This window comes from Flaviramulus sp., from assembly GCF_982512915.1.
This window is the reverse complement of the sequence record NZ_CEWOCJ010000003.1, coordinates 102,418-122,318: the sequence shown is the minus strand read 5'-3', so window position 1 is coordinate 122,318 and position 19,901 is coordinate 102,418. Positions and strand designations below refer to the sequence as shown.

The window sequence follows — 19,901 nt, the reverse complement described above, 5'->3', positions numbered from 1 at the left end:
ACTTTTAATGTTTTGTTAATGTTTTTTATTCTTCTTCTTCAGATGAAACAACTTTTTTAGCTGCTTTTTTAGCTTTTGGAGCTTCATTTTCTTCTGATAGTTCTTTTTCATTCTTACGTTCAGATAAACCTTCAGAGATAGCTGCAGTTACGTGAGATAAAATTTTATCAATAGATTTAGAAGCGTCATCATTTGCTGGTATAACATAATCAACTTGACGTGGGTCTGAGTTGGTATCAACCATAGCAAAAATTGGAATGTTTAATTTTTGAGCTTCTTTAATCGCGATATGCTCACGTTTAATATCAACAACAAATAATGCACCAGGCAAACGTGTCATGTCACTAATTGAACCCAAGTTTTTTTCTAACTTAGCTCTTAAACGATCAACTTGTAAACGTTCTTTTTTAGAAAGTGTCATGAAAGTACCATCTTTCTTCATTCTATCGATAGAAGCCATTTTTTTAACCGCTTTTCTAATAGTAACAAAGTTAGTTAACATACCACCTGGCCAACGCTCAGTAATGTAAGGCATGTTGATAGCACCGGCTTTCTCAGCCACAATATCTTTTGCTTGTTTTTTTGTTGCAACAAATAAAATTTTTCTACCAGATGCTGCAATTTTGGCAAGTGCCGCTCCAGCTTCTTCAATTTTGACTGCTGTTTTGTATAGGTTTATAATATGAATGCCATTACGCTCCATATATACGTAAGGAGCCATGTTTGGGTCCCACTTACGTGTAAGGTGTCCAAAATGTACACCTGCTTCAAGTAATTCTTTTACTTCTACTGCCATTTTTGTAATAGTTTACGTTCTGTTGAATTAGCAATGATTAAGTGGTCGTTAAAAAAATTCGCCTTAACCATTTAGATGCTAAACTAAATCCTGTCTTTTGGACTAGGACAACAATAACTAGTTTATTTTTTAATTTGGTATTAACGTTTAGAGAACTGGAATTTCTTACGCGCTTTCTTCTGTCCGAATTTCTTACGCTCTACCATTCTTGGATCTCTTGTTAATAAACCTTCTGGTTTTAGTGTTAATCTGTTTTCAGCATCTACTTCGCACATTGCACGAGATAAGGCTAAACGAACAGCTTCTGCTTGACCAGTAATACCACCTCCATATACATTAACTGTAATATCAAAGTTGCCGTCATTGTTAGTCATAACCAAAGGTTGTTTTACTTTGTACTGTAAAGTAGCTGTAGTAAAATAATTAGCTATGTCTTTTTTATTAATTGTAATGTTTCCTTTTCCTGGAGAAACATAAGCACGAGCAACAGCCGTCTTTCTACGGCCGATTTTGTGAATTACATCCATTATTTGAATTCGTTTAAGTTAATTGCTTTTGGTTTTTGTGCAGCATGTGCATGCTCTGAACCAACAACAACTGTTAGGTTACGGAATAAATCTGCACCTAATTTGTTTTTAGGTAACATTCCTTTTACTGATTTTTCAACTACTCTTGATGGGTCTTTCCCAAACAATTCTGTAGCAGTTAAACTTCTTTGACCACCTGGATAACCTGTGTGACGAATGTATGTTTTGTCATTCCACTTGTTTCCAGTTAAGTTGATTTTTTCTGAATTGATAACAATTACGTTATCGCCGCAATCAACATGTGGTGTGAAGCTAGGCTTGTGTTTTCCTCTTAAAAGTTTTGCAACTTTAGAAGCTAAACGACCCAATGATTGACCATCAGCATCAACTAAAACCCACTGCTTATCTACAGTAGCTTTATTTGCTGAAATGGTTTTGTAGCTTAATGTGTCCACGTTATTATTTTTTCTAATTAAACATTCCTCTCTCAAAAAGAGTTTGCAAATTTACGATAAACTATCGGATTACCAAATCTAGAATAAGTTTTTTTATTGTTGAAAATCAGCTCGCTAGAAGTAAAAAAAACTAGTTGCTAAAAGTAGCACGTTTTAAACGATCGTTTATTGATTTTCCTAAGCCATAATCGGGTAACTTTTCAGCTATAATAATATCTAAATTTTGGTCATCTAATTCATGTAAAGCATTATATAAATTTGAAGCGGCTTCACTTAAATCGCTGTTTTTAGATAAGGCGATTATGTGTTTTATAGAGTCATTTTCTATGGAAGTATTAAATAAAATAAGTCCAATTTTTTTTCCTGAATACGTTTTAATGGCTTTATTAATGTTTTCAGTTAAGATGGTTTTGGTACTTGGAGCGTAATGTCGCGCTAACATTCCTGGAGCATCTGGTTGAATTTCTTTTTTGTTTTTTATTGAAATTTTTCCAACGACAGCTTCAATAGCTTCAATAGAAATAGATCCCAAGCGATATACAATTGGAGTTTCGTTTTCAAAGCCAATAATTGTAGATTCAATACCGTTTTTACATGAGCCACCTTCCAAAATCATTTTAATGTTATCTTTAAAATAGCCTTCTACATGTTTAGCGGTAGTAGGGCTAATACTTCCAAATGGATTGGCGCTAGGAGCAGCTAGAGGAAAATTTAAAGATTCTAATAACTTGAGAGTTACAGTATGATTAGGCACTCTAACGGCCACAGTGTCTTTTCCAGAAGTAATTGAATCAGGAATATTAGGTTGTTTTTTTAAAACTAAAGTTAAAGACCCAGGCCAAAAGGCAGTGGCTAGTTGTTTAGCTTTTTCTGGAATATCAATAACAATATTTTCTAAATAATTTACGGATGATATATGTACTATTAATGGATTAAAAAATGGTCTCTTTTTGGTTTCAAAAATCGCATTTATAGCTTTTTCACTAAATATATTTCCTGCTAATCCATAAACAGTTTCAGTTGGTATAGCAACCAATTCTTCATTATTTAAAATGTTAACGGCTTTAGATATATCTGATGAAATAATACTCATAATTTTAAAATGAATGCAAAATTAATTAATTAATATATATTTAAAGGTTACAATGGTTTATAATTCAAAGACGTCTTTAATTTTGCCAATTTTAAAACCTTTATCTATTACAACTTGGCTTTCTTTGCTTTCAATATTTATTACAGGATTAGTATGGTTAAAATGGATAAAGATAATTTTACTTTTTTCTTGATTATTTAAACCTTTAAACTTCTCAAAACTTTCAATAATAAAAGGGTGTGGAATTTGGCTAATATCTCTATTATTTATTTCCTGGCTACTATAAAAAGTAGCATCTAAAAAAGCATAATCAACTTTTTTTATTTCATCAATTATATTGTTGGCCCACTTATCCCATTTGTCTATATCAGGTATAAAAAGGGCGCTTTTGTTTGGTCCTGTAATTTTGTAGCCTACAGTTTCAGAATATTCGTCTCTGTGTGGAACTAAAATGGGTGTTACTTTAATGTTTTGAGATAATTGAACAGGTTTTTCTTGTTCAATTTCAAAAAGATTCACATTTTTTCTTTCTATTAATTGGTTCCAAGGACCATTATTACATAAGAAATTTTTCATATTAGGCATTACGTAAACCGGAGTGTTTTTAGCATCCATGGCTTCTTTGCCTAAATACATCAAACCAGTGTAATGTCCAATATGTGCATGGGTTAAAAATATGCCATCAACGATTTCTTTTGTATGTTGATTATTATATTTAGTAAGCATTTTTATTTGAGATGTAATATCTGGAGTAGCCTCAAACAAATACGTTTTATTTTCTTGTGCATCAATAAGGCCTAATGATGTAATTTTTCTGGTGTTATCTGGGTTTTCAAATAGATGCTTACAGCAGTCTTTGCTACAAGTAATTTGAGGAGAACCAGCATCTTGTATAGTTCCTAAAATTATAATAGAAGTGTTTTTTATTTTGATTTCGGGAGGAGAGTTTACCGTATTATTATTTTCAGAAGATTTTTTTTGAGAACAGGAAATGATAAAAAAGAATTGAAAAAAAACAATTATGTATATTGGTAGTTTTGTTGTTACTAAAGATTCTGTTGTTTTCACTTTCTTATTTTATTTTGTAAACATTGTAAGTTCTTGTCCATTCTGTTGATTGATTTCGTTTGAGAAATATATTGAAAAACAGTTCAGGGCTTATAACATGTTTCCAACCCCAAAGATTAATTTTATTTGTTTTAAAATCACCTATTTCACTGATGCCTATGTTGTTTTGAATATTTAGTAATTCCCATTTTGAATCTACATTTTCATTGCCAGAAAGGTTACTAAAAAAGAATGGATCATTTGGTGAATCATTAAAGCTAAACTCATTTTTGCAGATATTAACTTTTTGTTCAGTGTTGACAGTTTCATTAAAAAGCTTAGTTTTTAAATCAAATGGAAATTTTAAAATATAATTTGTTCCAATCATATCATTATTTAATGCTATAAAATTGTGAGTATATTCATCAGTTATAATATCTTTTTGACCTGTATTTTTAAGGAAATATTTAATTGAAAAACTGTTCTCATGTATTTCGATTTCCTTTTTCAAAAAATAAGAATAACCATTTACAGATTCAGAGTTGCAAAGCATTATTGTTTTGTTTGAGTCGTTAGTAATTTCGAATTTAGCTGGTTTAATATCATATTTTTTTGAAAATTGATATTCATTATCATCTTTTCTTAACAATCCAACACCAATTTTATGAAACCATCCACCTACGTCTGTATCTTCAAAGCCTAATGCAGTATCAATCCCAAATTCATTATAAAACCCTTTCCCATAAATATGTTCATTTTCACAATTGGTAGTTTCAAAAGTTGAAACAGGTAAATCTTGAAATTTTACTTTTGTAATTTTCCCAGTCCAGTCAAATCTTGAAAAATTATAGTTTTCATTAGGATAATCAATTTCAATTTCGAGATTATTATTTTTTAGAATATATGGCATATTTACTTTTGGATTCTGATATTTTATTAATCTCTCAATATTTTATTCATTTTTCTTCCTTTAGCTAATTCATCTATTAGTTTGTCTAAATATCTTGCTTACTTGGTTAAAGGCGTTTCAATATCTTCAATTCTATAACCACAAATTAACCCTTGTATTAGACTAGCTTTTGGGTTAAGTTTGGCTTTTTCAAAAAAGGTTTTAAAGGTTACTTTTTCATCAATCAACTTTTGTAGCATGATTTCGTTAAATCCAGTTAACCATTCTATTACTTGGTGTAATTCCTCTTTTGTTCTTCCTTTTTTTCAACTTTTGAAACATAATGAGGATATACAGAGGAGAATTTCATTTCAGCAATTCGAGAATCATGTTTAGGTGTTGTTGCCATTTATAATCAATCTAAAACATAAAAATTATTAATGTGCTTCTAGCCAATTATTACCAACACCTAAATCTACATCCAATGGAACCGATAGTTTATAAGCGTTTTCCATTTCGGTTTTCACTAAAGTTTTAATAGTTTCCAGCTCAGGTTTATAAACATCAAACACCAATTCGTCATGTACTTGTAACAGCATTTTTGTTTTGTATTGGTTGTTTTCTAACTTTTTATGAATGTTAATCATAGCAATTTTTATAATATCAGCAGCACTACCTTGTATAGGTGCATTTACAGCGTTACGTTCTGCGGCACCTCTAACAACTGCATTTCGAGAATTGATATCTTTTAAATAACGACGACGGCCCAAAACAGTTTGGACATAACCATGATCTCTAGCAAAATCTACCTGAGTGCTAATATAATTTTTAAGTTTTGGATAGGTTTCATAATAAGTATCTATCAATTCTTTAGCTTCGCTTCTTGATAAATCTGTTTGATTGCTTAATCCGAAAGCGGAAACCCCGTAAATAATACCAAAGTTTACCGTTTTGGCATTACTACGTTGCTCTCTTGAAACTTCATTTAAAGATACATTAAACACTTTTGAAGCGGTTGAAGCATGGATATCTTCACCATTTTTAAAAGCTTCAATCATTGTTTCTTCTTCGCTTAAAGCTGCAATAATACGAAGTTCTATTTGAGAGTAATCCGCTGCTAATAAGGTGTAGTTTTTATCTCTAGGAATAAAAGCTTTACGAACTTGTTTTCCACGTTCTGTTCTAATAGGGATATTTTGAAGATTTGGGTTATTACTACTTAAACGACCTGTTGCTGCAACCGTTTGCATATAATCTGTATGCACTCTACCTGTAGAAGGTTCAACTTGGAGTGGTAAAGCATCTACATAAGTGCTTTTAAGTTTTGCAAGTGTTCTATACTCTAAAATATTTTTGATTATGTTGTGATCTTTCGCCAAATAACTTAGGATGTCTTCAGAAGTGGCATACTGTCCTGTTTTGGTTTTTTTTGGTTTATCAACTAGTTTTAATTTGTCAAATAAAATATCTCCAAGTTGTTTTGGAGATGCGATATTAAATTCCTCGCCAGCAGCTTCAAAAATTGATTCTTCAAGTGAAGAGATATCGTTGTTTAATTGCTCAGAAAGTGACATTAAAAAATCCTCATTTAAATTAATCCCTTCCAATTCCATATCTGCTAATACACGTAGTAAAGGAATTTCGATTTCATCAAATAATTTTTGAGTGTTTGCCTCTCCTAATTCTTTTTCAAAATGTTCTTTAAGTTGTAATGTAATATCAGCATCTTCAACAGCGTATTCGGTTTGTTTTTCAATTGGAACATCGCGCATTGAAAGTTGGTTTTTTCCTTTTTTCCCGATTAATTCTGTTATTGAAATAGGTGTGTAGTTTAAATAAGTTTCAGCTAAAATATCCATATTATGACGCATATCTGGATTGATTAGATAATGTGCCAACATGGTATCGAACAATTCACCTTTAACCTTAACATTATATTTTCTAAGTACTTTAATATCGTATTTTAAATTCTGTCCAACTTTTTGAATATTTTCGGCTTCAAAAAATGGGTGTAATTGCTGAATCAATTCTTGAGCTTCTTCTCTGTTTTCAGGAAACGGTAAGTAAAACCCTTTGCCAGCTTCCCATGAAAATGATATACCAACTAATTCCGCGGTTAAAGGGTCAAGGCCAGTTGTTTCCGTATCAAAACACACACTAGTTTGCTTCATTAAGTTTTGAATAAACAATTTTGTAGCCATACCAGGTGTGATACTTTGGTAAAAATGCGAAGTGGTTTCTGCTGTATTTCTAGTAAATTCTGAAATAGTTTCCGTCTCTTTTGAAGAAGAAATATCGCTACCAAACAACGAAAATTGACCTGCACCTGCGGAAGTTGTTTCTTTAGCTGTTGCTTTTAATTTAGTTGTATTTGATGCTGAATTATTTTCAGATGATGCTACTTTAACTTCAAATGTTTTTTCAAAGTTTGCGAGTAATTGTCGGAATTCTAATTCTTGAAAAATTTCTGTAACTTTAGGTAAATCGGGTTGGTCTAATTCAAAATCTTTAGCAAGAAAAGTTACAGGAACATCCAACATGATAGTTGCTAGTTTTTTTGAAAGCAAACCCAATTCTTTTGCGCCTTCAATGTTCTCTTTCATTTTACCTTTTAGTTCATGCGTATTTGCTAACAAATTTTCCATGCTACCGTATTGTGCTAAAAATTTTTTGGCTGTTTTTTCTCCAACACCGGGTAGTCCGGGAATATTGTCGCTGGAATCTCCCATCATTCCTAAAAAGTCAATCACTTGCAGTGGATTGGTAACTTCAAATTTTTTCTGAACTTCAGGAATTCCCCAAGTTTCGTAACCACCACCAAAAACAGGACGGTACATAAAAATATTTTCAGAAACTAGTTGTGCAAAATCTTTATCAGGTGTAACCATAAAGGTTTTGTAGCCTTCTTTTTCCGCTTGTTTAGAGAGTGTTCCAATAACATCATCAGCCTCAAAACCCTCTTTTACCATAATAGGAATGTGCATGGCTTTCAAGATGTCTTGAATATAAGGAATAGCAATTTTTATAGCTTCAGGTGTAGCGTCTCTATTGGCTTTGTAAGCTTCAAACATTTCTACTCTGTCGGCACTACCGCCTTTGTCAAAACAAACTGCAAGATGGTCCGGGCGTTCACGCTTAATAACATCTAACAGTGAATTCATAAATCCCATAATTGCTGAGGTATCTAATCCTTTTGAGTTTATTCTTGGATTTTTAATAAAGGCATAATAGCCACGAAAAATAAGGGCATAAGCATCAACTAAAAAAAGGCGTTTTTGATCAGACATGTTGTTAGTTTTGATAGAAAACCAAAACTACGAAACTTAAACCATGTTTGAGGTAATTTTTTTAACAAGCTTAATTTTTCAGGAAAAAATCTGATTGGATTTGTTGATTTTTTCCGGCTTGAAACTTAGTCATACTAAACCATTGATGTATGGAGTAACTTCCGGTTTCTCCTTGTTTATTAATAGCTATGTAACCCACTTGAAAATTTTTATAATCGCTATTTGGTTTGTTTACAATTCTGCGAATAGCTTCTTCGCAAGCTTCCTGAGGTGATTTTCCTTGACGCATTAGTTCTACTACTAAAAAGCTTCCTACTGTTTTAACAACTTCTTCACCCAAACCAGTCGCTACACAACCACCAATTTGATTATCAATAAATAAACCGGACCCAATTATAGGACTATCACCAACACGTCCAGCCATTTTATAAGCTAAACCACTAGTGGTACAAGCTCCAGAAATATCTCCATTTTTATCGATAGCTAGTATACCAATGGTATCGTGATTTTCGATATTGATAATAGGTTTATATTCGCTTTTAATTTTCCACGCTTCCCATTCTTTTTTTGAAGATTCTGTTAATAAGTTTTCAGGTTTAAATCCTTTTGAAACAGCAAACTCTTTTGCGCCTTTCCCAGCAAGCATAATGTGTGGTGTGTCTTCCATCACCTTTCGAGCCACAGAAACAGCATGCGTAATATCTTGAAGATAGACTACCGATCCGCAATTACCATCTTTATCCATAATACATGCGTCTAACGTCACATTACCATCTCTGTCTGGTAAACCACCTTTACCAACAGAAGAATTTTTTACATCTGCTTCTTCAACCATACAACCTTGTTCTACAGCATCTAAAGCGTTGCCACCATATTGGAGTATTTCCATAGCTTTTGCTGTGGCGTTTTTAACATTCCAAGTAGCTATAACTAATGGTAAACTAGAAGGTTTACTAGTGTTAGAAATTATAGGTTTTCCTTCTGTTGTATTTACACAACTCGTAATTGCTGTTCCAACTGCTAATCCAACACCTGTAAGTGATGCATTTTTTAAAAAATTTCTGCGTTTCATAAGTTTTATTTTACGGTAATTTCATCAGTAAAAATCCAAGCCTTTCCATCATACTCATAGCCTAAATGCCATTTAGGAAGTTTCCCAAGTTTTTTAGCAATTATTTTAATAAATCTGTATGCTTTTGGTAATTGTTTAAAGTATACAGTTTTTATGTTAGCTTCTTCAGAAGCAATGGTTGCATCAATGGATTTTTTAAAGTCAATAGGTGTAAAATTTAATCCATCATTAGAGCCAAAACAACTAACTTCTGTAGGGTAAAATATCCAAGAACGTTGGTCTTCTAAAAAGTTTATAGATACTTTATTAACTATTTTTGGACTCCCTAAATCTACAGTTGTAATTAAGTCTTTATCATCATAACCTTGCCATGTGCCAGTTCTAAAATCTTTAGCGCCATAAATACCATCAATTAGTGCACTGTTACCACCACCATTGTATTGGTTGGCATATTCTGTTTCTAATTTTATAGAAACTTTTGGGTCAATTTTGTAAAATTGGGTTTCAATAGTTGCGCTTTTTGTGTTATTTTTTTCTGAGTAGACTTTTAATTTTATAGTTTCAGATAAAGTAAAAGGGTCTTTATATTCTATAAATTCGTTATCGTTTAAATTATAATAAATCGCAGCCTCTTCATCTACGTTTTCTAAAACAACCTCTGTATTATTTTTGAAAGCGATGTCTCCTCTAGAGATAAAAGGAGCTGTAGTGATAAGATGTTCAGTTATTTCTGTTTTTGGTTCTTGTCCCTCTTCGGTAGCCCAACCAGAAGGTTTATTAGTCATTTTAAATAGAAGTGTTCCACCATTAATTATTTCTTCATGAGAAATATAAGAATGGTTTAAAGGTTTTCCGTTTAGCGAAGCAGATTCTATATAAATGTTAGTATCACTTAAATTTTTAGCATCCATAGTAAACTGTTTGCCATTTTCTAGATTGATCGTAGCTTTATCAAATAAAGGTGTCCCAATAATATATTGATTTGAACCAGGTGTAACAGGATAAAAACCTAAAGAACTAAAAATATACCAAGCACTCATCTGTCCACAATCTTCATTACCCGAAATTCCATCGGGTTGATTTTTATATAATTCGGTTAAAACTTGATGAACTTTTTCTTGAGTTTTGTGTGGTTTATTTGCATAATTGTAAAGGTATGCCATATGATGACTTGGTTCGTTTCCGTGAGCATATTGCCCAATTAATCCAGTAATATCTGCTTGATCTCTTCCAGAAGTTTGCGCTTTGGCAATAAATAATTCATCTAAATTAGTTTCTAATTGTTTTTTTCCGCCCAATAAGGTCATAAATCCTGTCACATCTTGAGGGACATAAAAACTGTATTGCCATGCGTTGGCTTCGGTGTAATTAAAATTAACTTCGTAAGGATCAAAAGGCGCAAACCAAGTATTTCTGAATCTACCTCGCATAAATTGGGTTTCTGGGTCGAAAATATTCTTGTAGTATTGAGCCCTTTCAGTAAATGTTTTATAATCTTCAGTCTTATTTAAGCTTTTAGCCATTTGCGCAATCGTCCAATCATCATAAGCATATTCTAAAATTTTGGAAACCGATTCACTTTCTTCTTCAACAGGAATAAAACCAAATGCTTTATAGCTTTTAAGCCCTAATTTATCTCTAGTTGCAGAGTGTTTCATGGCTTCAAAAGCTTTTTTAACATCATAGTTTTTAATGCCTTTTAAATACGCATCAGCAATTACAGGTACCGCGTGATAACCTATCATACACCCTGTGTAATTGGCGCTTAAATCCCAAATAGGCATGATACCACCTTCGTTATATTTGGCAATAAAGGTGTTTATGAAATCATTGGTTTTCTCTTGTTCAATTATAGTGTATAATGGATGCGCAGCACGATACGTGTCCCAAAGCGAGAAAACGGTGTAATAATCAAAATCTTTAGAAGTGTAGATTTTCATATCCATACCACGATAACGACCATCAACATCTTGATACAAATTAGGTGCTATGGTAGTGTGGTATAATGCTGTATAAAAGTTGGTTTTGTAATCTTCGTTTTTACTTTCAACAACAATTTTTTCAAGTTGTTTTTCCCAAAAATCTTGAGCATTTTTTTTGATGTCTTCAAAAGATTTCTCACCTATTTCGCCATCAAGATTTTTTCTAGCGCCTTCAATATCTACAGCAGAAATACCTATTTTTATGTAAAGAGGTTCATTGTTTGGGTTGTTAAATTTTAAAGCTATTTTTTGTGCGCCAGCTACTCCATCTTTGATAGGCGATTGTAAGACATCTCTAAACTTATGAGATGTTTTTATAACAAAAAACAGCCGCTGGTCTTTTGCCCAAGCCTCAGAAAAACGATAACCAACAATTTCAGTGTCAGAAATCTTTTCAATTTTAGCATTCAAAACTTTATCGCGATGGATTAAATCTACAATCGCATATTGGTTTTCAGAAGAGGGAAAATCATATTTATGGATGCCACTTCGTTTAGAAACCGTTAACTCCACATTAATATTAGTAGTATCTAAATGTACTTTATAATAACCAGGTTGGACAACTTCATTGTCATGAGAAAAATGGGCACGATACCCTTTTTTTCCATCAGCACCATTATGGAAGTTCTGCTCGTTTGTTGGCATAATTAAAATATCGCCATAATCTGAAACACCTGTTCCGCTAAGATGTGTATGTGAAAATCCGTAGATATATTCGTCACTATAATGATAGCCCGAACAGCCATCCCAACCATCTAAACGTGTGTCTGGACTTAGTTGCATCATTCCAAAAGGCATAGTTGCTCCAGGATATGTGTGACCATGTCCGCCAGTACCAATAAATGGATTAACATAAGAAATTAAAGGTATATTTTTCTTGGCAGGTATTACTGCTTTTGAGGCGTCTTTACATGAAGTTAAAATAGAAAATACTATAAATATAATTGTAAATTTCAATTTCATAAATTAGAGTGGTATTTTTATACGCGCCTAAGATAATTAAATAATGAAGCATCAAAAAATTCTATTACTAGTACTTATTACCCTTTATTTTTTTTCTTGTAATAGAAAAGCGCTAGAACCATTAGAGCCTAGTATAATTCCATTTCCTGAGACATTAAATATTTCGGAAGGTGTTTTCCTTTTAAACATCAATACAACAATATTTAATCAAACCAATTTTGATGTTAGTGAAACGTTTTTAAAAGGGTTTTTAGGCAGTAAAATTAAAGGAAAAGCAGAGGCTAATAGTATTGGGTTTACTATGGATGAAACCATCAGTAATGATGAGTCTTATACATTATTAATTGAACCAACCAAAATTTCAATTAAAGCAAAAACAGATGCAGGTGCTTTTTATGCCATTCAATCTTTAAGACAGTTATTGCCACCTGAAATAGAAGGGCAAAAGGTGTTTAATAAACCAATAGCTATAAAATGTTTAGAGATAAAAGATAAACCTGCATTTGCTTACAGAGGTATGCATCTGGATGTAGCAAGACATTTTTACTCAGTTGATTTTATTAAAAAGTATTTAGATGTGATCGCGATGCTTAAGTTTAACACATTTCATTGGCATTTAACAGATGATCAAGGGTGGCGTATAGAAATAAAAAAATATCCTAAACTACAAGAAGTTTCAGCGTTTAGAGACGAAACTTTAATTGGTCATTACAGTGATCAACCTCACCAATTTGATGGGAAACATTACGGAGGATTTTACACGCAAGATGAAGTTAAAGAAATAGTAGCTTATGCTAAAAGCAGAGCAATTGATGTGATTCCAGAAATTGAAATGCCTGGACATGCACAAGCAGCAATAGCTGCATATCCATATTTAGGTTGTAAAGGAGAACAGGTTAAAGTCGCCACAAAGTGGGGCGTTTTTGAGGATATTTATTGTACAAATGACGAGGTTTTCAAATTTTTGGAAGATGTTTTAGATGAAGTGATTACATTGTTTCCAAGTAAATACATACATATCGGTGGTGATGAAGCTCCAAAAACACGATGGAACGCTTGTGAAGTTTGTCATAAAAAAATAAAAGAAGAAGGTATAAAAGATACCCATGAGTTGCAAAACTATTTTATTACCAGAATGGAAACCTATTTAAATAGTAATGGCAAACAAATTATAGGTTGGGATGAGATTTTAGAAGGTGGATTAGCTCCAAACGCTACCGTGATGTCTTGGCGCGGAATAGAAGGTGGGATTCAGGCTGCCAAACAAAAACATGATGTTATAATGACGCCAACATCACATTGCTATTTTGATTATTACCAATCAGATTCAGATGATGAACCATTAGCAATTGGAGGCTATTTACCAGTAGAAAAAGTATATCATTTTAATCCGATTCCAGAAGAATTAAACGAGGAAGAAGCAAAATACATTATTGGTGCTCAAGGTAATATATGGACAGAATACATGTCAACGTCTAATCAGGTTGAGTACATGATGCTTCCAAGGGTTATAGCGATGAGTGAAGTGATTTGGTCTCGTAACGAAAACAAAAACTATGAAAATTTTGCTACAAGATTAGAAGTGTTTAACAAGCGATTAGATATTTTAAATTACAATTACGCCAATCATTTGTATGAAATTGAAAGTGATTTATCTAATGAAAATAAGCAACAATACATCAGTTTAAAAACATTAATAAAAGATAAAATTATTAGGTACACTATTGATGATTCAGAACCAAATGTGAACTCAGAAATTTACATATCAAAGATTCCAATATCAGAGAGTATTACTATTAAAGCAGCTGTTTTTAATCAAAATGAACGTCTGGGTAATGTTTTTAAGCAAACCATCAATAAGCATAAAGCGGTTGGTAAAAAAATAACGATTAATAGAGCACCTCACACATCCTATTCTGGTAGTGGAGTAGAGGGATTAATTAATGGTGTTTCAGGTAGCGACACCAGATATGGTGATAAAGAATGGTTAGGTTTTTGGGGAGAAGATTTAGAGATTGAAATTGATTTAGGTGAGGATATCCAAATAAATTCTATTGAAACTAGATTTCATAATGGAAACGGACAATGGATTTATGCGCCTAAAGAAGTCCAAATTGAACTAGATTCAGATAAAATCACCTCTAGTTATAACAACAAAAATCAAAATGATTTAATTACAAACTTAAAAGAAGAAACCAATATTAAAGCAAGATATATTAAGTTTAAAATCCCAAGTTATGGGATTATACGAGAAGGTAATCAAGGAGCTGGACAAAAGGCATGGACCTTCATAGATGAAATAATTATCAATTAATTATGAAGTTAGAAATCTGCGCAAATTCATTTCAATCTGCAAAAAATGCACAAGAAGCAGGGGCACATCGTGTTGAATTATGTTCTGAATTATCAGTTGGTGGTATTACACCAAGTTATGGTTTAATTAAAAAAGTGGTTGATGAATTATCTATTGAAATATTTGTTTTAATTAGACCACGAAGCGGGAACTTTAATTACACAAATGATGCGTTTGAAATCATAAAAAAAGACATTCAAATATGTAAAGATTTAGGGGTTTCAGGTATTGTTTCTGGGGTTTTAAATGAAGATAATTCTTTAGATATTGAGCGAACAAAAGTATTGGTAAATTTGTCTAAACCATTGCAATTCACCTTTCATCGTGCGTTTGATTGTGTGCCAAATCCAATGGCAACATTAGAGGAATTAAAAACATTGGGAGTTGATAGGATTTTAACTTCAGGACAACAACTAAAAGCAGAAACTGGCATCGATTTATTAAAAAAATTACAAAAATCAGCAAAAGGGAAACTCACTATTTTACCTGGAAGTGGTATTAATCAAAATAATGTAAAACTTTTTAAAGATTCAGGTTTTTATGAGGTGCATACTTCTGCTTCAAAAATCAAAAAAACTACAAACAAAAACTCTTTTTTTGAAACTATATACGAGACCGTTTCTGATGTTTCAACGATACAATCTATTTTAAAAAGCATGAAAGAATGAGATATATTTTAAGTTTTTTTATTATCATTTTTTTATTTAGTTGTCAGCTAAAATATAAGGGACCAAAAACAATTCAACTTCATCAAAATTGGGAATTTAAAAAAGTGGAAGATACGCTTTGGAATCCAGCAACTGTTCCAGGAGATGTATTTTCAGATTTATTAGACAACAATTTAATTAAACATCCATTTATTGGGAATAATATTGATAGTTTATATTGGGTTTCTGAAGTCGATTGGGAATACAAAACCACTTTTAAACTTGATGAAAAAATACTTCAAAAAAAGCACATAGAACTTAATTTTGAAGGCTTAGATACTTACGCAACAGTTATTTTAAATGATAATATTATTTTAAAAAGTAACAATGCTTTTAGGGGATTTAAAATAGATGTAAAATCTATTTTAAAACTAGTAAATGAGATGAAAATCATATTTAAATCTACTTCAAAATATGAAGAAGTTGCTAAGGCAAATTCGCTTTATAATTTACCCGAGGGTAACCGAATTTACACCAGAAAAGCCCAATTTCAATACGGTTGGGATTGGGGACCAAAATTGAATACAGCTGGTATTTGGAAACCTTTAGAGTTAATTGTTTGGGATGATTTTAAAACAGAAAATTTATACTTAAATCAAATTACTTTAACAGATTCAATTGCTGAAATGAGTCTGATTTTAGAAACAAACTCAGAAGAAAATGTAGCATATGATTTAGAGTTGTTTATAAATGACACATTAACAAATCAATATCGAGATTTCAATTTAAATGAGAGGGACACTTTTAATTTTAAAATTAGGAATCCAAAAAAATGGTGGCCCCACAACATCGGAGAACCTTATTTGTATAACATCAAAGTTCTTATTAAAGAGGGCAATACTATTTTAGATAGTATCTCAATAAAAAAAGGGTTTAGAACCATAGAATTGGTTACAGAAAAAGATAGTATCGGAGAATCCTTTTATTTTAAAGTCAACGATATTCCGGTTTATGTTAAAGGAGCAAATTACATTCCTCAAAACAGTATGCAAAACAAAGTTTCAGATGCAGATTATGATAATTTACTAAACGATGTTGCAGATGCTAACATGAATATGCTAAGAGTTTGGGGAGGTGGCATTTATGAGAACACTATTTTTTACGATTTATGTGATGAAAAAGGAATTCTAGTATGGCAAGATTTTATGTTTGCCTGTGCGATGTATCCTGGAGATGAAACCTTTTTAGAGAATGTAAAAATTGAAGCAGAAGAGCAAGTGAAACGCTTACAAAACCATGCAAGTATTGCGCTGTGGTGTGGCAATAACGAGAGTCGCGAGGGTTGGCATCGTTGGGGTTGGCAATCGGGTAGGAGTAAGAAAGAGAAAGAAGCTATTTGGAACGATTATTTAGCAGTATTTGATTCTATTTTACCAAAAACAGTTAATCAATATTCTAATACTAATTATTGGGAAAGTTCTCCAAAATATGGGAGAGGAAACCCAAAATATAAAACCGAAGGAGATGCACACGACTGGTGGATTTGGCACGATGCGTTCCCTTTTGAGTATTTAGAAGAAAACGTACCGCGTTTTATGAGTGAGTTTGGTTTTCAGTCATTTCCTAGTTACGAGGCTATCAAATATATCAATCAAAATGATACTATAAATATTACTTCAGATGTGTTTAAAACACACCAAAAACATTCAAGAGGTTTTCAATTAGTTGAAGATTACATGCAACGCGATTTTCCTGTTCCAACAAATCCAGAAGATTATGTTTATGTAAGCCAATTACTTCAAGCTTATGGAATTACCAAAGGCATTGAATCCCAACGTAGAGCGAAACCTTATAACATGGGAACCGTGTATTGGCAACTTAACGATTGTTGGCCAGTTGTCTCGTGGTCTAGTATTGATTTTTTTGGTAATTGGAAAGCCTTACATTACAAAGCAAAACGCAGCTTTAAAGACGTTCTTATATCACCAAAAACAAATGGAGATAATTTAAATGTATATATTGTTAATGATGATTTACAAACCTATTCTAGTAAATTATCGTTAGAAATTTTAGATTTTTCGGGTAATCAAATTTGGACTGACATTAAAGAGATTTCTGTTGACGAAAATTCTAGTAATATTAAATATCAATTAGATCTAAAAACACTTAGTTTTAATAAAGATGAGGTGTTATTAATTTCAAAATTTAATAAAGAAATACGTTATTTCTATTTCGTAAAACCAAAAGATTTAAAACTTATTGAATCAGACATTCTTCAAAAGATTACAAAATCCGAAAATGGTTTTTCAATTGAATTATTTTCAAAAACACTTCAAAAGGATGTATTTTTATTTTCAGACAACAAAGGGCATTTTAGCGATAATTTTTTTGATTTATTACCCAACCAAAAACAGGTTATTAATTTTAAAACGGAAGCTTTAAGTTTAAGCGATTTAAAAATTAAATCACTAAATCAATTGCTTAAACAACCTTAACGTTTCGTTAAATAAGATTGACTTTTACTGAATAAGCTATAATACTATTATCTTTGATTAAAAAAAGGCATGCTTAGATGGATCATTTTTCTAGTTATTTTTATTGTTGGCGATTTTTATGCATTTCAGGCATTTAAAACAGTTACAAAAAATAATTGCTTTCATATAGGGTACTGGGTCGTTACTGCGTTAATACTCGGAAATTTTGTTTTTAATTACTACGGGTTTAATAGGCGAGATGGTTTTTCTCACACCAATGCGTATGCTTTTGGTTTTTTGATAGCCATTTTAGTACCAAAAATGGTTCTTTTAATAAGCATGTTTACAGAAGATATAGTTCGTGTTCCGTTAGCCATTTATAGGTTTTTTATAGAAGGTGATATGGCTAAAGGAAATTACTTTGCTTCCAGACGACAATTTATTAGTAAACTAGCTTTAGGTGTAGCAGCTATTCCGTTAGCTTCTATTATTTTCGGACTTTATAAAGGGAAATACAACTATAAAGTTTTAAAATACACATTGCATTTTGAAGATTTACCTACAGCTTTTGATGGTTATAAAATCACTCAAATAAGTGATATTCATTCAGGTAGTTTTGATAATATAGATAAAGTTAAATATGCTGTTGATTTGATTAACCAACAGGCTAGTGATGTTATCCTATTTACAGGTGATATTGTTAATAATAAAGCTGATGAGCTACTTCCCTACACCTCTATTTTCGGGAAATTAAAAGCTAAAGATGGGATGTACTCCGTTTTAGGAAACCATGATTATGGAGATTATGTGAGTTGGGATTCTGAAGAAGAAAAAGATCAAAATTTAAAGCACTTAAAAAGTATACAAAAGGATATTGGTTTTAATTTATTGCTAAATGAAAGTCGCTATTTAGAAAAAGATGGCGAACGTATTGCATTAGTTGGTGTCGAAAATTGGGGTGCTGGAGGTTTTAAAAAAGCTGGAGATTTAAAAAAAGCATCAAAAAATATTGATAAAAAAGATTTTAAAATTTTGATGAGTCATGACCCATCTCATTGGGAAAAAGAAGTAATTAAAGATGATTATCATTATCATTTAACATTAAGTGGTCATACCCACGGGATGCAATTTGGAATTGAAATACCAGGTTGGTTTAAATGGAGTCCAGTAAAATGGCGTTATAAATATTGGGCAGGAATTTATAAAGAAATGGGTCAATATATAAATGTAAATAGAGGTTTTGGATATTTAGCATTTCCTGGACGAGTTGGTATTTGGCCAGAAATCACTGTAATAGAGCTTAAAAAAGGTGTAAATAACGCATAATTAGTAAGAAATACTATATTTGTAATAGTCAATATGACTCAAAAATAATTAAGTATGTCAAAATTTGGTGAACTTATAGATGTTGATGTTCCAGTTTTATTAGATTTCTACACAGAATGGAATGATCAATCTGAATCAATGCATCTTATATTAAGAGACGTAGCTGCAGCATTAGGCGATAAAGCTAAGGTTATTAAAATTGATGTAGAGAAAAACGAAGAATTAGCGGAAGCTTTGCGTGTAAAAACTTTACCAACTTTAATTATTTATAAAGATGGTGAAATGAAATGGCGACAAAGTGGTGCTCAAGATGCGAATACTCTTATTGGAATTATTCAACAATACGTTTAAAATCTTAAAGCCTTAAACTGGTATTCTTTGTTGCTAAAATATTGAAGAATTTTTGGTAATGCGTATTGCATATTTTTTGATGCTTTGATGCTATCGTGAAAAACAATAATACTTCCATTAGTTGTTTTTGAAATTACATTATTAAGGCAAGTTTCTGGAGTTATGTTTTTATCCCAATCAAACGATAATACATCCCACATAATAATCTTATAACCTAATTCGATGAGGTTCTTTCCTTGTTTAGGTGTAATTTGTCCATAAGGTGGTCGAAAAAGATTAGTTGATGAGGCTTGTTTTTTTATTATTTCCTCAGCGTCACTTACATTATTTAAATAGGCTTTTGAATTAGTTTTCCAACCCCTGATATGGTTGTTGGTGTGATTGCCTATTGAATGACCATCATTAAATATATCTTGAAATATCTCTGGATGATTTTCAATATTATTACCAATGCAAAAAAAAGTAGCTTTTGCTTGGTACTGTTTTAAAGTATTTAATACCCAATTTGTTATTTCTGGTGTTGGTCCATCATCAAAAGTTAGATAAACCACTTTTTCGTTCGTTGGAATATCCCAAATATAGTTTGAAAATAATTTTTTAGCAACTATAGGTGTTTTTATTGGTGTAAAGGTCATGCCT

Annotated in this window: 15 protein-coding genes and 1 pseudogene; 5 read left to right on the top strand and 11 right to left on the bottom strand. The window is 31.8% G+C overall.

What is annotated here, in order from left to right; translation table 11 throughout:
- Positions 1–25: 25 nt before the first annotated feature.
- From rpsB to AC1XJX_RS03205, 10 genes and pseudogenes are all read right to left on the bottom strand, one after another.
- The gene (rpsB, locus tag AC1XJX_RS03250) at positions 26–796 is read right to left on the bottom strand and encodes a 30S ribosomal protein S2 (RefSeq protein WP_482002525.1); all 771 of its coding nucleotides are present in this window, start codon (positions 794–796) and stop codon (positions 26–28) included.
- Positions 797–936: 140 nt separating this feature from the next.
- A complete protein-coding gene (rpsI, locus tag AC1XJX_RS03245) occupies positions 937–1,323 on the bottom strand; it encodes a 30S ribosomal protein S9 (protein ID WP_482002524.1) in 387 nt (128 codons plus the stop codon).
- Positions 1,323–1,778: a 50S ribosomal protein L13 gene (rplM, locus tag AC1XJX_RS03240; RefSeq protein WP_482002523.1), complete on the bottom strand. Its 456-nt coding sequence runs from the start codon at positions 1,776–1,778 to the stop codon at positions 1,323–1,325. The genes rpsI and rplM overlap by 1 nt, the downstream gene beginning before the upstream one ends.
- A gap of 130 nt (positions 1,779–1,908) precedes the next feature.
- Positions 1,909–2,871 carry an L-threonylcarbamoyladenylate synthase gene (locus AC1XJX_RS03235; protein ID WP_482002522.1) on the bottom strand — a complete coding sequence of 321 codons (963 nt, stop codon included), beginning with the start codon at positions 2,869–2,871 and terminating at the stop codon, positions 1,909–1,911.
- Between the two features lie 57 nt (positions 2,872–2,928).
- A complete protein-coding gene (locus tag AC1XJX_RS03230) occupies positions 2,929–3,939 on the bottom strand; it encodes an MBL fold metallo-hydrolase (protein ID WP_482002521.1) in 1,011 nt (336 codons plus the stop codon).
- A 4-nt stretch (positions 3,940–3,943) separates the two neighbouring features.
- Positions 3,944–4,828 (bottom strand): hypothetical protein, encoded by an 885-nt coding sequence (locus tag AC1XJX_RS03225; RefSeq protein WP_482002520.1) that lies wholly within the window; start codon positions 4,826–4,828, stop codon positions 3,944–3,946.
- Between the two features lie 26 nt (positions 4,829–4,854).
- Positions 4,855–5,216, bottom strand: a pseudogene (locus AC1XJX_RS03220) (DUF2200 domain-containing protein).
- A gap of 28 nt (positions 5,217–5,244) precedes the next feature.
- Positions 5,245–8,094 carry a DNA polymerase I gene (gene polA, locus AC1XJX_RS03215; protein WP_482002519.1) on the bottom strand — a complete coding sequence of 950 codons (2,850 nt, stop codon included), beginning with the start codon at positions 8,092–8,094 and terminating at the stop codon, positions 5,245–5,247.
- A 70-nt stretch (positions 8,095–8,164) separates the two neighbouring features.
- Positions 8,165–9,166: an isoaspartyl peptidase/L-asparaginase family protein gene (locus AC1XJX_RS03210; RefSeq protein WP_482002518.1), complete on the bottom strand. Its 1,002-nt coding sequence runs from the start codon at positions 9,164–9,166 to the stop codon at positions 8,165–8,167.
- A gap of 5 nt (positions 9,167–9,171) precedes the next feature.
- On the bottom strand, positions 9,172–12,111 hold the full coding sequence (locus tag AC1XJX_RS03205) for a GH92 family glycosyl hydrolase (protein WP_482002517.1): 2,940 nt from the start codon (positions 12,109–12,111) through the stop codon (positions 9,172–9,174).
- Positions 12,112–12,154: 43 nt separating this feature from the next.
- Between AC1XJX_RS03205 and AC1XJX_RS03200 the strand changes: the two genes are divergently transcribed.
- The 5 genes from AC1XJX_RS03200 (at position 12,155) to AC1XJX_RS03180 (ending at position 19,262) form a co-directional block, all read left to right on the top strand.
- Entirely contained in the window at positions 12,155–14,425 is a 2,271-nt protein-coding gene (locus tag AC1XJX_RS03200; protein ID WP_482002516.1) for a glycoside hydrolase family 20 protein, read from the top strand.
- A gap of 2 nt (positions 14,426–14,427) precedes the next feature.
- The gene (locus AC1XJX_RS03195) at positions 14,428–15,132 is read left to right on the top strand and encodes a copper homeostasis protein CutC (RefSeq protein ID WP_482002515.1); all 705 of its coding nucleotides are present in this window, start codon (positions 14,428–14,430) and stop codon (positions 15,130–15,132) included.
- On the top strand, positions 15,129–17,606 hold the full coding sequence (locus AC1XJX_RS03190) for a beta-mannosidase (RefSeq protein ID WP_482002514.1): 2,478 nt from the start codon (positions 15,129–15,131) through the stop codon (positions 17,604–17,606). Before AC1XJX_RS03195 ends, AC1XJX_RS03190 begins: the two co-directional genes overlap by 4 nt.
- A 69-nt stretch (positions 17,607–17,675) precedes the next feature.
- Positions 17,676–18,911, top strand: coding sequence for a metallophosphoesterase (locus AC1XJX_RS03185; protein WP_482002513.1), 1,236 nt, complete (start codon positions 17,676–17,678; stop codon positions 18,909–18,911).
- A gap of 54 nt (positions 18,912–18,965) precedes the next feature.
- Positions 18,966–19,262 (top strand): thioredoxin family protein, encoded by a 297-nt coding sequence (locus tag AC1XJX_RS03180; RefSeq protein WP_482002512.1) that lies wholly within the window; start codon positions 18,966–18,968, stop codon positions 19,260–19,262.
- On the opposite strand, the gene AC1XJX_RS03175 is transcribed toward AC1XJX_RS03180, so the two are convergent.
- On the bottom strand, positions 19,259–19,897 hold the full coding sequence (locus AC1XJX_RS03175; RefSeq protein ID WP_482002511.1) for a polysaccharide deacetylase family protein: 639 nt from the start codon (positions 19,895–19,897) through the stop codon (positions 19,259–19,261). The two genes, AC1XJX_RS03180 and AC1XJX_RS03175, sit on opposite strands and share 4 nt — an antisense overlap.
- Positions 19,898–19,901 lie beyond the last annotated feature (4 nt).

Excerpts from the sequence above, each read along its gene's own strand:
- AC1XJX_RS03180 (WP_482002512.1), top strand. The coding sequence starts at position 18,966 with ATGTCAAAATTTGGTGAACTTATAGATGTTGATGTTCCAGTTTTATTA.
- AC1XJX_RS03225 (WP_482002520.1), bottom strand. The coding sequence starts at position 4,828 with ATGCCATATATTCTAAAAAATAATAATCTCGAAATTGAAATTGATTAT.
- AC1XJX_RS03235 (WP_482002522.1), bottom strand. The coding sequence starts at position 2,871 with ATGAGTATTATTTCATCAGATATATCTAAAGCCGTTAACATTTTAAAT.
- AC1XJX_RS03205 (WP_482002517.1), bottom strand. The coding sequence starts at position 12,111 with ATGAAATTGAAATTTACAATTATATTTATAGTATTTTCTATTTTAACT.
- rpsB (WP_482002525.1), bottom strand. The coding sequence starts at position 796 with ATGGCAGTAGAAGTAAAAGAATTACTTGAAGCAGGTGTACATTTTGGA.
- rpsI (WP_482002524.1), bottom strand. The coding sequence starts at position 1,323 with ATGGATGTAATTCACAAAATCGGCCGTAGAAAGACGGCTGTTGCTCGT.
- AC1XJX_RS03185 (WP_482002513.1), top strand. The coding sequence starts at position 17,676 with ATGCTTAGATGGATCATTTTTCTAGTTATTTTTATTGTTGGCGATTTT.
- AC1XJX_RS03200 (WP_482002516.1), top strand. The coding sequence starts at position 12,155 with ATGAAGCATCAAAAAATTCTATTACTAGTACTTATTACCCTTTATTTT.
- AC1XJX_RS03190 (WP_482002514.1), top strand. The coding sequence starts at position 15,129 with ATGAGATATATTTTAAGTTTTTTTATTATCATTTTTTTATTTAGTTGT.
- AC1XJX_RS03175 (WP_482002511.1), bottom strand. The coding sequence starts at position 19,897 with ATGACCTTTACACCAATAAAAACACCTATAGTTGCTAAAAAATTATTT.
- AC1XJX_RS03195 (WP_482002515.1), top strand. The coding sequence starts at position 14,428 with ATGAAGTTAGAAATCTGCGCAAATTCATTTCAATCTGCAAAAAATGCA.
- polA (WP_482002519.1), bottom strand. The coding sequence starts at position 8,094 with ATGTCTGATCAAAAACGCCTTTTTTTAGTTGATGCTTATGCCCTTATT.
- AC1XJX_RS03210 (WP_482002518.1), bottom strand. The coding sequence starts at position 9,166 with ATGAAACGCAGAAATTTTTTAAAAAATGCATCACTTACAGGTGTTGGA.